10 protein-coding genes are annotated in these 12,756 nt (G+C 61.4%); 9 read left to right on the top strand and 1 reads right to left on the bottom strand.

The genetic code is table 11. The features are described from left to right. The first annotated feature begins 84 nt into the window (after positions 1-84). Positions 85-1,485 carry a glycerophosphodiester phosphodiesterase family protein gene (locus tag V8G57_RS20255; protein WP_342830897.1) on the top strand — a complete coding sequence of 467 codons (1,401 nt, stop codon included), beginning with the start codon at positions 85-87 and terminating at the stop codon, positions 1,483-1,485. Here the strand turns inward: V8G57_RS20255 and V8G57_RS20250 are convergent, their stop codons facing one another. Then, positions 1,486-2,265 carry a CPBP family intramembrane glutamic endopeptidase gene (locus V8G57_RS20250; protein ID WP_092392659.1) on the bottom strand — a complete coding sequence of 260 codons (780 nt, stop codon included), beginning with the start codon at positions 2,263-2,265 and terminating at the stop codon, positions 1,486-1,488. It abuts the gene before it with no gap. Positions 2,266-2,589: 324 nt separating this feature from the next. On the opposite strand from V8G57_RS20250, the gene V8G57_RS20245 reads away from it, so the two are divergent. The 8 genes from V8G57_RS20245 to V8G57_RS20210 form a co-directional block, all read left to right on the top strand. Next, the gene (locus tag V8G57_RS20245; RefSeq protein ID WP_342830895.1) at positions 2,590-3,354 is read left to right on the top strand and encodes an SDR family oxidoreductase; all 765 of its coding nucleotides are present in this window, start codon (positions 2,590-2,592) and stop codon (positions 3,352-3,354) included. Positions 3,355-3,393: 39 nt separating this feature from the next. Further along, entirely contained in the window at positions 3,394-4,248 is an 855-nt protein-coding gene (locus tag V8G57_RS20240; protein ID WP_342830894.1) for a fumarylacetoacetate hydrolase family protein, read from the top strand. 16 nt (positions 4,249-4,264) lie between these two features. Next, complete coding sequence (locus tag V8G57_RS20235) at positions 4,265-5,542, top strand: L-fuconate dehydratase (protein ID WP_342830893.1); 1,278 nt, start codon at positions 4,265-4,267, stop codon at positions 5,540-5,542. A gap of 46 nt (positions 5,543-5,588) precedes the next feature. After that, positions 5,589-6,365 carry an SDR family oxidoreductase gene (locus V8G57_RS20230; RefSeq protein ID WP_342830892.1) on the top strand — a complete coding sequence of 259 codons (777 nt, stop codon included), beginning with the start codon at positions 5,589-5,591 and terminating at the stop codon, positions 6,363-6,365. Between the two features lie 19 nt (positions 6,366-6,384). After that, positions 6,385-7,917: a sugar ABC transporter ATP-binding protein gene (locus tag V8G57_RS20225; RefSeq protein ID WP_342830891.1), complete on the top strand. Its 1,533-nt coding sequence runs from the start codon at positions 6,385-6,387 to the stop codon at positions 7,915-7,917. A gap of 46 nt (positions 7,918-7,963) precedes the next feature. Next, positions 7,964-9,004, top strand: a complete 1,041-nt coding sequence (locus V8G57_RS20220; RefSeq protein WP_342830890.1) for an ABC transporter permease — start codon at positions 7,964-7,966, stop codon at positions 9,002-9,004. 81 nt (positions 9,005-9,085) lie between these two features. Beyond that, on the top strand, positions 9,086-10,024 hold the full coding sequence (locus V8G57_RS20215; RefSeq protein WP_342830888.1) for an ABC transporter substrate-binding protein: 939 nt from the start codon (positions 9,086-9,088) through the stop codon (positions 10,022-10,024). 263 nt (positions 10,025-10,287) lie between these two features. Further along, positions 10,288-12,756 (top strand): pertactin-like passenger domain-containing protein (locus V8G57_RS20210; protein ID WP_342830887.1); only part of this gene is annotated, 2,469 nt, incomplete at its 3' end.

Below are 12,756 nucleotides of genomic sequence, written 5' to 3'. Positions count from 1 at the left end.
GTGGCGGGAGAATTGCCGTCTGTCATCACATGGTCATCGAAACAATCGATAATCGAAGGTCTTTACACTCAAGCCCACACCGCCATGCACCTCAAAGACAGCCGTTCCGCCTCCCGTTCGATCCTGATCCTGACCCAGCTCGCGGCCGCCGCCGCGCTGACCGCCTGCGGTGGCGGCGACAGCGGCAACCCTGGCGCCGCCAAGTTCCAGACCCTGGACGGCGCAATGCCGCTGGTGATCGGTCATCGCGGGTTGCCGGGGCTGTATCCGGAAGAAACGCAGCCGTCTTATGAAGCCGCAGCCGACGTCGGCGCCGATTCGCTGGAAGAAGACCTGCACCTGACCAAGGATTGCGTGCTGGTGGCCCGCCACAATCCGTGGCTGAGCGACAACACCAACATTGCCACGGTAGCCCAGACCAACGCCACGGTGGCGGCGCGCAAGCGCACGGTGCCGGGCGTGCTGGTGAACGTCAGCTATTCGCTCGCCACCTACGGCGGCCCGGCGCAGTACCTGAGCGACCTGACCGATCCCAGCGATCCGAAATCGGTGCTGAAATCGCTGGTGGTGGACGGCGAGGACCATACCGGCGACTGGTCGATTACCGACTTCACCGTGGCCGAGCTGAAACAATGGATAGGCGGCACCACCTACGACGCTCGCGACCTGCGGCCGACGGCGCTGAACGGTAAATATCCGATCCTGACGATGCAGGAAATCATCGACATCGCCAAAGCCAAGGGCGCCGCCAGCGGCCGCACGATTACGGTCTACCCGGAATCGAAGAATCCGTACTGGAACAACGCGCAAGCCATCGCCAACGGCTGCGGCAGCGGCAAGCACCCGTTCGAAGACGCGATCATCAAGCTCATCAAGGACAACAACCTGAACAGCAAAACGGCGCCGATCTATGTGCAGAGCTTTGATCCGGCCAGCCTGAAGTACATGCGTTCGGCCGGCCTGAATACGAAAATGGTACAGCTGGTCGACGGCAACGACGTCAACTACAAGACCGGCGAGATGATTTACCAGACCAACGATGTCTACAACTTCGTGGATGGCCGTCCGTACAGCTGGACGCTGGCCGGCGACGGCCGTTATTTCGGCGCCATGCTGACCCCGGCAGGGCTGGCCGAAGTCAAGACCTATGCCGATGGCATCGGCCCATGGAAGCCGCAGGTGATGGCGCATACCATCGTGCCGTTCAAGGCGACCAATGCCGACGGCACGCCGTATACCGGCTCACTGGTCGACGTCAACACGATCACGCCGACCAGCCTCATCGCCGATGCGCACAAGGCTGGCCTGTTCGTGCATTCCTATACTTTCCGCAACGAGCAAAAGTACCTGGCCGGCATCTACAAGGGTGATCCGAGCGCGGAATTCCTGACTTACTTCCGGGCCGGCATCGACGGTGTGTTCACCGATTTCGCCAACACCGGGGTAGCCGCGCGCGCTTCCTTCATCAAGGAAAGCCAGCAGTAATCAGGCCCAGGCGGCGGACAGCAGCATCACCGCCGCCACCTCCAGCACATCGCCGACGCCATGCGCGATCATCGGCGCCAGCAGGCTGCGCGAGCGTTCCATCAGCCAGACATAGGTCAGGCCGAAGAGGAAGGCGTAGAGCTGCTGGGCCACCGCCTGGTATAGCGGGTCGTTGAAAAAACTGCCGTAATGGGCGGCGCCGAACAGCAGGCCGACGATCACGCCCGACACCGGGATCTCGAACTGCGCCAGGCGCACCCGTCCAGGCACCAGCACCGTCAGCATGCCGACCAGCACGCCGCGGAAAATGATTTCTTCGTTGGGGCCGGCGGCGAACATCACTGCCAGCCAGCCGGGAATGCCGAGCGCGGTCATCTCGTAGCCGCCCTGCGGTGCGGTGCGGCTGAGCAGCTGCGGCCAATAGTCCGCCACCAGCATCAGCAGCGCCATGCCGGCGCCGATCAGCACGGCCAGGCCGGCGTAGCTGCGCCGCGGCGGCCAGCGCAGGTACGGATCGGCCTGCGGCAGGCAGCGCCGCATGATCGCGACGGCCATCAGTCCGACTGCAACCTGGAACAGCTCGGCCAGGCCGACGAAGGCCCAGACCTGATGGTGGAACCAGCCAGGCTCATGCTTGAACAGCCAGCGTGCGGCTTCGCGCGCCGGCCAAAGCATGAGCTGCATCAGGATCGCGGCAAGCACGATCGGCCACAGGCGGAACTTGAATCCGGTAATTTGAAACAGCGGGCGTCGGGGCGCCAGGGCGGTGGTATCGGTCATGGATTGACGATGTCAGGGAACGGCACAGGCTTGCGCATGGATATGGCGGGTTCCTGGCGCAAGGATGCAACTGGGCGTTTGCTGGAAACTGGGCATGCTGAGAAAGGGGCGGGTGGTTATGCGTTGCATATTGCAGCATATCGTTACCTGAAGGCAAGGTGCCTCTGGTCCCGACGGCAGGCGGCCGGCAATTATGTATTGCAAAGCCAAAATTTAACCATTATGATTGCCTCAAGCGAATTGGTCCAACCAATGGACCTATAGACCGATTGCCATCAATCGGCAGGCAAGTTCCGCACAATAAACAATACGGAGACAGTGTTCATGAGGCTTCAAGGAAAACGCATCCTGGTGACGGCGGCAGGCCAGGGCATAGGACGCGCCAGCGCCCTGATGTTTGCGCGCGAAGGTGCGCAGGTGCTGGCGACCGACATCAACCAGGACGCACTGGACCAGACCGCCGCGCTGGCCCGCGCCGCCGGCGCCGAGCTCGGCACCCGCCATCTCGACGTCACCGACGCCAAGGCCGTGGCTGCATTGGCGCAGGCAGATTCACCTTTCAACGTGCTGTTCAATTGCGCCGGTTTTGTCCACCACGGCAGCATCCTCGATTGCAGCGAACAGGATTGGCAGTTTTCCTGGGACCTCAACGTTTCGTCCATGTACCGCCTGATCCGCGCGCTGCTGCCGGGCATGCTGGCGCAGGGCGGCGGCTCCATCATCAACATGGCGTCAGCCGCGTCCAGCGTCAAAGGCGTGCCCAACCGCTTCGTCTACGGCGCCACCAAGGCAGCAGTAATCGGCCTGACCAAGGCGGTGGCGGCGGATTTTGTCGCCAAGGGCATCCGTTGCAACGCGATCTGTCCCGGCACCGTGGAATCGCCTTCCCTTGAGGCCAGGATCAAGGAACAGGCGCGCCAGCAAGGCGTGCCGATTGCAGAAATCGAGGCTGCGTTTGTCGCCCGCCAGCCGATGGGACGGGTGGGCAAGGCCGAAGAAATCGCCGCGCTGGCCCTGTACCTGGCTTCCGACGAATCTTCCTTCACCACCGGCGCCATCCATCTGATCGATGGCGGCTGGTCCAACTAATCAATCCCTGTTGCATGACATCACGATGAAAGCGAAACCATGAAGTTGTTGAGATACGGCCAGAAAGGCCAGGAAAAACCCGGCGTGCTGGATGCGCAGGGGCGCGTGCGCGACTTGTCTGGCGTGGTGGCGGATATCGCCGGCCGCTTCCTGACACCGCCGGAGCTGGATAAATTGCGGGCGCTGGACCTGGACAGCCTGCCGCTGGTGGCCGGCGCGCCGCAGCAGGATTTGCGGCTCGGACCTTGCGTCGGCGTCGTCGGCAAGTTCATCTGCATCGGCTTGAATTATTCCGACCACGCCGCCGAATCCGGCATGGACGTGCCGGCGGAGCCGGTGGTGTTCAATAAATGGACCAGCGCGATCTGCGGCCCGGACGACGACGTCGAAATCCCGCGCGGTTCCCTGAAGACCGACTGGGAAGTGGAACTGGGCGTGGTGATCGGCCAGGGCGGCCGCTACATCACTGAAGCCGACGCCCTTAAGCACGTCGCCGGTTATTGCGTGATCAACGATGTCTCCGAGCGCCAATACCAGCTCGAACTGGGCGGCACCTGGGACAAGGGCAAGGGCTGCGACACCTTCGGCCCGCTCGGCCCGTGGCTGGTGACCGCCGACGAAGTGGCCGACCCGCACGCCCTCGGCCTGTGGCTGGAAGTGGACGGCCATCGCTACCAGAACGGCAATACCTCGACCATGGTGTTCCAGGTGCCGGCGCTGGTGAGCTACCTGAGCCGCTTCATGAGCCTGCAGCCAGGCGACGTGATTTCCACCGGCACGCCGCCCGGCGTCGGCCTCGGGCAAAAACCGCCGCGCTACCTGCGCGCCGGCCAGGTGATGCGGCTCGGCATCGACGGCCTGGGAGAGCAGCGCCAACGCACCATCTCACTTTGAACCAGAGAGAACCACGATGACGACAATTCGATCAATACGCGTACTGGACGTGCGGTTCCCGACCTCGCAAATGCTGGACGGCTCGGATGCGATGAACCCGGACCCCGATTATTCCGCCGCCTACGTCGTTCTGGAAACCGACCAGCCCGGGCTGGAAGGCCACGGCCTGACTTTCACCATCGGCCGCGGCAATGAAATTTGCTGTGCGGCGATCAAGGCCATGGAACACCTGGTGGTCGGCCTCAAGCTGGACTGGATCAGCGCTGACATGGGGCGCTTCTGGCGCCACATCACCTCCGACAGCCAGCTGCGCTGGATCGGCCCCGACAAGGGCGCCATCCACCTGGCTACCGGCGCCGTGGTCAATGCCGTCTGGGACTTGTGGGCCAAGGCGGAAGGCAAGCCGCTGTGGCAGCTGGTGACCGACATGTCGCCCGAGGAACTGGTGCGCGCCATCGATTTCCGCTACCTGACCGACTGCATCACGCCGGAGGAAGCGCTGGCCCTGCTGCGCGCGCAGGAACCGGGCAAGGCTGAACGCATCCGCTTGCTGCAGCAGGACGGCTATCCGTGCTACACCACTTCCGCCGGCTGGCTGGGTTATGAGGACGCCAAGCTGCGCCGGCTGTGCCAGGAAGCCATCGACAACGGCTTCAACCATGTCAAGCTCAAGGTCGGGCGCGACCTGGAAGACGATATCCGCCGCGTCACCATCGCCCGCGAGGTGATCGGCCAGGACCGCCAGCTGATGATAGACGCCAACCAGGTATGGGAAGTCGACCAGGCTATCGACTGGGTCAACCAGCTGGCGTTTGCCCGGCCCTGGTTCATCGAAGAGCCGACCAGCCCGGACGACGTCGAAGGCCACCGCAAAATCCGCGAAGGCATAGGCGCGGTCAAGGTCGCCACCGGCGAAATGTGCCAGAACCGCATCATCTTCAAGCAGTTCATCATGCGCGGCGCGATCGACGTGGTGCAGATCGATTCTTGCCGCCTTGGCGGCGTCAATGAAATACTGGCGGTGCTGCTGATGGCGGCCAAATACAAGCTGCCGGTGTGCCCGCATGCGGGCGGCGTCGGCCTGTGCGAATATGTGCAGCACCTGTCGATGATCGACTATGTCTGCATTTCGGGCAGCAAGGCAGGGCGCGTCACCGAATATGTCGACCATCTGCACGAACACTTCGTCGATCCCTGCGTGATCCGCAATGCGTCCTACATGCCGCCGACGGCGCCGGGTTTTTCGATTACGATGAAGCCTGAATCGCTGCAGCAATACCAGTTCCGCGGCTAGCAAAGCGCATACTGTAAATAAAACAAATAAGAATGGAGACGGCAAAGTGGATCTACATCTGGCTGGAAAGGTAGTGATCGTGACCGGCGGCGGCGCCGGGATAGGCGCTGCGATCTCGCTGCAGCTGGCGGCGGAAGGCGCGATTCCGGTAATCCTTGGCAAAAGCCAGCCGGCGCCCGAATTCAAGACTGCGTTGCTGGCTTTGCAAGACAAGGCCCGCATCATCCAGCTCGACCTGATGGATGAGGACAAGTGCCGGCAAGCCGTGGCCGAGACCGTCGAAGAATTCGGCCAGCTGGACGGCCTGGTAAACAACGCCGGCATCAACGACAACATCGGCCTCGACGCCGGGCGGGCCGCTTTTGTGCTCTCGCTTGAAAAGAACCTGATCCACTATTACACGATGGCGCACTTCTGCGTGCCGCACTTGAAAGCCAGCCGCGGCGCCATCGTGAACATTTCTTCAAAAACCGCCGTCACTGGCCAGGGCAACACCAGCGGCTATTGCGCCGCCAAAGGTGGCCAGCTGGCGCTGACGCGCGAATGGGCCGCCGCGCTGGCGAACGATGGGGTACGGGTCAACGCCGTGATCCCGGCCGAAGTGATGACGCCGCTGTACCGCAACTGGATCGCCAGTTTCGACAATCCGGAGCAGAAACTGGCCGCGATCACCAGCAAGATACCGCTCGGAAAACGGCTCACCACGGCCGAAGAGATTGCAGACACCGCGGTATTCCTGTTGTCGCAGCGCGCCGCGCATACGACCGGGCAATGGGTCTACGTGGACGGCGGCTATAGCCATCTCGACCGCGCCTTGACCTGAATGCATCATGAGGGCAGATATGCAGCAACCAGAAATTCCTACGCCTGACTGCCTTATTTCGCTGGAAAACGTGACCAAGCGTTTTCCCGGCGTGCTGGCGCTCGACAATTGCCGCTTCGACCTGATGCGCGGCGAGGTCCATGCGCTGATGGGGGAAAACGGCGCCGGCAAATCGACGCTGATGAAGGTGCTGGCGGGTGTGTATCCCAAGGACAGCGGCGAAATCCGCGTCGAGGGGCTGCCGGTCGAGATTCCTACGCCGCGCGCCGCGCAAGCGCTGGGCATCGGCATCATTCACCAGGAACTCAACCTGATGAACCACCTGAGCGCGGCGCAAAACATTTTCATCGGCCGCGAGCCGCGCGGACGCTACGGCCTGTTCCTTGACGAAGAGGCATTGAACCGGCAGACCAAGGCGATTTTTGAACGCATGCGGCTGGACCTCGATCCAGGCACGCTGGTGAGCGAACTGACGGTGGCCAAGCAGCAGATGGTGGAAATCGCCAAGGCGCTGTCCTTCGATTCGCGCGTGCTGATCATGGATGAGCCTACGGCGGCGCTCAACAATGCGGAAATCGAAGACCTGTTCCGCATCATCCGCCAGCTGCAGTCGCATGGCGTCGGCATCATCTACATCTCGCACAAGATGGACGAACTGCGGCAGATTTCCAACCGCGTCACCGTCATGCGCGACGGCAAATACATCGCCACCGTGCCCACCGCCACCACTTCCATGGAAACCATCATCGGCATGATGGTGGGACGCCAGCTTGACAACATTGGCCAGGCCATTCCCGACACCTCCGGTAACGACGTCGTGCTGGAAGTCAAGGGACTGCAGCGCGGCGTGTTCATCAAGGATGTGAGTTTCAGCCTGCGCAAAGGCGAAATCCTCGGTTTCGCCGGCCTGATGGGCGCCGGCCGCACCGAAGTCGCGCGCGCCATTTTCGGCGCCGACCGCCTCGACGCCGGGGAAATCCGGGTGCACGGCGCCACGGTGACCATCAAGTCGCCCCGGGATGCGGTGGCGCACGGCATAGGCTACCTGTCGGAAGACCGCAAGCACTTCGGGCTGGCGACCGGGCTGGACGTCAAGACCAACGTCGCCATGTCCAGCATGAACCGGTTCCTGACCCAGGGCTTGTTCCTGGACCAGGCCGCGATCCGCGACACCGCCCAGGATTTCGTGCGGCAGCTCAGCATCAAGACGCCGTCGGTGGACCAGCCGGTGCGGCTGCTGTCCGGCGGCAACCAGCAAAAGATCGTGATCGCCAAATGGCTGCTGCGCGATTGCGACATCCTGTTTTTCGACGAACCGACGCGCGGCATCGATATCGGCGCCAAGAGCGAAATCTACAAGCTGCTCACGACGCTGGCGGCGGCAGGAAAGGCGATTGTCATGATCTCGTCGGAACTGCCGGAAGTGCTGCGCATGAGCCACCGCATCCTGGTCATGTGCGAGGGCCGGGTGACCGGCGAACTCTCGGCCGGCGAAGCCTCGCAGGAAAAGATCATGCAGCTGGCTACCTTGCGCGAACCCGCGGCAGCCTGAATCCAGGTAACGCCTGCCGAATAACTTACATCGAATGAAGACCACCATGGCAAATACCCAGAACCCGCTGTCGCCGACAAAGCCGCCCTTGGCCGGGCAAGGGCCGCTCGCGGCGCTCAAGGCAAAGATATTCCATCCTTCGACGCGGCAGAAACTGCTGGCCTTCGCCAGCCTGCTGGCGCTGCTGGTGTTTTTCAGTTTTGCGTCGCCGAACTTCCTGGAAATCGATAACCTGGTGAGCATCCTGCAGTCGACTGCCGTCAACGGCGTGCTGGCGATTGCCTGCACCTTTGTCATCATCACTGCCGGCATCGACCTGTCGGTCGGCACCCTGATGACTTTTTGCGCCGTCATGGCCGGCGTGTTCCTGACATACTGGGGCATGCCGCTCTACGTCGGTATCGTTGCCGCGATCGTGTTCGGCGCCTTGTGCGGCTGGATTTCCGGCGTGCTGGTGGCCAAGCTGAAGATTCCACCCTTCATCGCCACGCTGGGCATGATGATGCTGCTCAAGGGCTTGTCGCTGGTGATCTCCGGCACCAAGCCGATCTATTTCAACGATACGGAGGGATTTTCGGCGATCTCGCAGGATTCCCTGATTGGGAGCCTGATTCCCGCCTTGCCGATCCCGAATGCGGTGCTGATCCTGTTCCTGGTGGCTATCGCCGCCGGCATCGTGCTCAACAAGACCATATTCGGCCGCTATACCTTTGCGCTGGGCAGCAATGAAGAAGCGCTGCGGCTGTCGGGCGTCAACGTCGATTTCTGGAAAGTGGCGGTGTATACCGTCGGCGGCGCCATCTGCGGCATCGCCGGGCTGCTGATTGCGTCGCGCCTGAACTCGGCGCAGCCGGCGCTGGGGCAGGGTTATGAGCTGGACGCGATTGCCGCGGTGGTGATCGGCGGCACTTCGCTTTCGGGCGGCACCGGCACCATCCTCGGCACCATCATCGGCGCTTTCATCATGAGCGTGCTGATCAACGGCTTGCGCATGATGTCGGTGGCGCAGGAATGGCAGACCGTGGTGACCGGCGTCATCATCATCCTGGCGGTCTACATGGATATCCTGCGCCGCCGGCGCCAGTGAAAGGAAGAGCAGGTTTTGCAGGCGATGTTACGGGTTGCTGCAGCGGGCCCACCGTTTTATAACCACAAGAGGAGACTTGAAATGATAAAGAGAAGAGCAGTGAACATTGCCGTCGGCCTGGCGCTTGCGCTGGGATTCAGCGCCGCGGCGGTAGCCGAGGATACCTATATTCCCCTGATCTCGAAAGGCTTCCAGCACCAGTTCTGGCAAGCGGTGAAGGCCGGTTCGGAGCAGGCGGCCAAGGACTACAATGTCAAGGTGTCGTTCGAAGGGCCGGAAACCGAAGCCATGGTCGACAAGCAGATCGACATGCTGTCGGCGGCGCTGGGCAAGAAGCCCAAGGCTATCGGCTTCGCCGCGTTGGACAGCAAGGCTGCCTTGCCGTTGCTGAAGAAAGCCCAGGCCGCGCATATCCCTATCGTTGCGTTCGACTCGGGCGTGGACAGCGATATTCCGGTGACTACCGCGACCACCGACAACAAGGCGGCAGCGGCGCTGGCGGCCGACAAGATGGCCGAGCTGGTCGGCAAGGAAGGCGAAGTTGCGGTAGTCGCGCATGACCAGACCAGCCGTACCGGCATCGACCGCCGCGACGGTTTTGTGGAACGCATGAAAGCTTATCCCAAGATCAAGATCGTCAGCATCCAGTACGGCGGCGGCGACCAGCTGAAATCGACCGAGATCACCAAGTCCATCCTGCAAGCCTATCCACGCCTCAAGGGCGCGTTCGGCACCAATGAAGGTTCTGCGATCGGCGTGCTGAACGGCGCCAAGGAAATGAAGCGCAAGCTGGTGATCGTCGGCTACGACTCCGGCAAGCAGCAGAAAGACGCTATCAAGGACGGCAGCATGGCCGGCGCCATCACTCAGAACCCGGTCGGTATCGGCTACAAGACGGTAGAAGCCGCGGTCAAGGCGCTCAAGGGAGAAAAACTGCCCAAGGTGATCGACACCGGTTTCTACTGGTACGACAAGAGCAACATCAACGATCCGAAGATTGCTGCCGTGCTGTACGACTGACCTGGCTTGAGTCCGGCCCGATAGCGCGACAAGCCCTGTCGGGCCGGCACTCAGTGTAACGCCCTACGCCTTTCGCGTTGCAGCCGGCGTCATGCCGGGTTTTTTTGTTTCCTCTGCGCATGTTTCTCGCAGTAATTTAAGAATTACCTTAATTAAAGATTAGGCATTGCCTTAATTAAGGCTTTTCCTACATTCAATGACGAGTCGGTTCCGCATAGTTGCGAGTTGCTTATTCCAGGCATCACTTTCAACTGTAAAGAACCATGAAAACACTGACGTTACCGCCGAAATTCCGAAAGCACACCCTTGCCCTCGCCATCAGCAGCCTGCTGTCCATGGCATTGGCGTCCGCCCATGCCGCCAATCCGCCGCTGCAGGCCGGTCCCGGCGTGGATCTTATTGCATCGGGTGATTACGAGTCGAACACCGGTTTCGCGCTGCGCGCCTTCGGCGGCGGCTCCATCGCCACCAGCGGTCTGGTCAATGTGCTTAATACCAACACTGTCAATGGCGTAGGCCTGTCCATCATCGGAGCCGGCAGCCTGATCGATTTTCAGGGCGGCACCATCAATGCCAAAGTCGGGGTGCAGGCGGACAGTGGAGCGCGCGTCAACATCAGCAACACCACTATTACTGCGAGCGATACGGGTATTCTCTTAGGCCTCCCGGATTTTGGCCCCTCGCAGGTGTACGTGACGAACAGCCAGATCAACGCGTCGGCAACGGCGGGCGTCGTTCCTGAGCTGGGAGTTATTGTCGGCATCGGCAGCTATTTCGGCCGCGCCTATGGCAGTCGCGTTGAGATCACCGACAGCGCCATCCAGGCCTCCGGCGGGGCAGGTATTCCCGCCGTCGGTATACACGGGTACGGTATCAACATCGTCATGAACGGCGGCAGCATCGTGGCGAGCAACAACGGCGCAGGCGTGATGGTGTCAGACGGTTATACCGAGTTGAATAATGTCGATATCTCGGCCGATGCAGGTGGCGTCGCTATCTCAGGTGGCAATGTTGGCACTCCCACGGATACCGTGATTAATGGCAGTCGGATCATCAGCAATGGCGGCTCTGGTTTGAGTATCTCCTCGTTGGGTGTTGAGTCCGTCCGAACAGTGGTGAATGACACGCAGATTGTCAGCACCGGTCCGAACGGCATTGGTGTCGTGGTCGGTGGTGCAAAGAACACATTGCAGCTGTCCAACAGTACGATTTCCACGGCTGGCACGGGAAGTTCTGGTATTCAAGTGGGTGGTGGAGCAGTAGGGACGGCGCAGGTAACACTATCCAACACGGATATCGTGACAACGGGCGATCAGGCCGATGGCGTGCGCGCCAGCCAGGGAACCATCTTGCAGACGAGTGGCGGTAGCATTCAGACTTACGGCGCCAACGCCAACGGAGTCTATCTCAATGCAAGTTACACTGGCGTCGGTGTATCGGCCAGCATGAATGGCACCGCGATTGCCACGCACGGCACCGGTGCGAGCGGTCTGTTTGTTTCGCAGTCCGATATGCTCTTCGCCAACGCCAGCATCACGACCGGTGGCGATGACGCACCGGCGGTCTGGGCCGCTTCTGGAAATACCACGATCTTGCTCGGTCAGGACGATGTGATCAGCACGCAGGGTGTCAACAGCGATGGCCTGCGGTCAGGTAATCCGCTGACGGGCGAGGCCGGTACACTGACGCTGCAAGGCGGTACGGTGCGGGTCAGCGGCGATGCAGCGTCGGGCGTGCAGGTCCATGCAGGCGCCAGCGCCACCTTGCTCGATACCAGCGTCCAATCTAGCGGCGCGAACGGCAGCGCGTTATCGATGGTTGGCGGAAATGGCGCTGCGGCTACGGCACAGATCAGCAACAGTACGTTGCATAGCACACAGGGCGCAGCGATCCAGGTCGGCGGCGCCAACGGCGGGCAGGTCGCCATCGATCTGCTCAACGGTACGCAGGTCAGCAGCGGCATCGGTGTGTTTCTCAATGCCGCCGCTGGCACCCAGACTACATTCAGCATGAATAACCAGGTGAAGGCCAGTGGCGACATCATCGCCAACGGCAACGCCATCGTCGATGTATCGTTGGAGGATCAATCGCTGTGGAGCGGCATGACCAGCACTGTGCGTAACATGTCAGTGGACAGCCGCAGTGAATGGCAGATGACTGACAGTTCGGTGGTGCAGAATCTGAATCTGAGCAATGCCGGCCTGATCTCATTTATTGCGCCGGTGGCGGGCAGCTACCATACGCTGACTGTGCAAGGCGACATCACTGGCCAGAACGGCGTAGTGGCTTTGAACACCGTGCTCAACGAAGGCGGCGCGCTGGCTAACCAGCACACTGATCGCCTGCTGGTTGAAGGCAACGCCACCGGCACCACCCTGATCGAAGTCAAGCCGACCGGCAGCGGGGCGCCGACCGATCTGCGTCAAAACGGGCAAGTAAATGCCGATGAGGGTATCTCCATTGTGCAGGTGGGCGGGGATTCTCACGCCGGTGCATTCGCGCTCAAGGGCGGTTATGTGGCTGCCGGCCCGTGGCAGTACACCTTGCATGCCTTCGGCCCGGGCGAGGCAGATCCGTCGCAAAGCTTGCTGCCGGGCGGTAAGCTGAACTGGGATTACCGCTTGGGAAATACCTTTGTCTGCGAAGGCGGATGTGAGCCCGACGAACCCGAAAAGCCCGAAGAACCCGGAAAGCCCGGGGAACCGGAAGAATCGGAGCTGCCACATCCCGGC

This window comes from Collimonas rhizosphaerae (assembly GCF_038896935.1).
GTDB classification, from domain to species: domain Bacteria; phylum Pseudomonadota; class Gammaproteobacteria; order Burkholderiales; family Burkholderiaceae_D; genus Collimonas; species Collimonas rhizosphaerae.
This window is presented reverse-complemented; position numbering and strand designations above follow the sequence as displayed.

Coding starts and splice junctions, on each gene's coding strand:
- V8G57_RS20255 (WP_342830897.1), top strand. CDS start 85: ATGCACCTCAAAGACAGCCGTTCCGCCTCCCGTTCGATCCTGATCCTG.
- V8G57_RS20250 (WP_092392659.1), bottom strand. CDS start 2,265: ATGACCGATACCACCGCCCTGGCGCCCCGACGCCCGCTGTTTCAAATT.
- V8G57_RS20245 (WP_342830895.1), top strand. CDS start 2,590: ATGAGGCTTCAAGGAAAACGCATCCTGGTGACGGCGGCAGGCCAGGGC.
- V8G57_RS20240 (WP_342830894.1), top strand. CDS start 3,394: ATGAAGTTGTTGAGATACGGCCAGAAAGGCCAGGAAAAACCCGGCGTG.
- V8G57_RS20235 (WP_342830893.1), top strand. CDS start 4,265: ATGACGACAATTCGATCAATACGCGTACTGGACGTGCGGTTCCCGACC.
- V8G57_RS20225 (WP_342830891.1), top strand. CDS start 6,385: ATGCAGCAACCAGAAATTCCTACGCCTGACTGCCTTATTTCGCTGGAA.
- V8G57_RS20220 (WP_342830890.1), top strand. CDS start 7,964: ATGGCAAATACCCAGAACCCGCTGTCGCCGACAAAGCCGCCCTTGGCC.
- V8G57_RS20215 (WP_342830888.1), top strand. CDS start 9,086: ATGATAAAGAGAAGAGCAGTGAACATTGCCGTCGGCCTGGCGCTTGCG.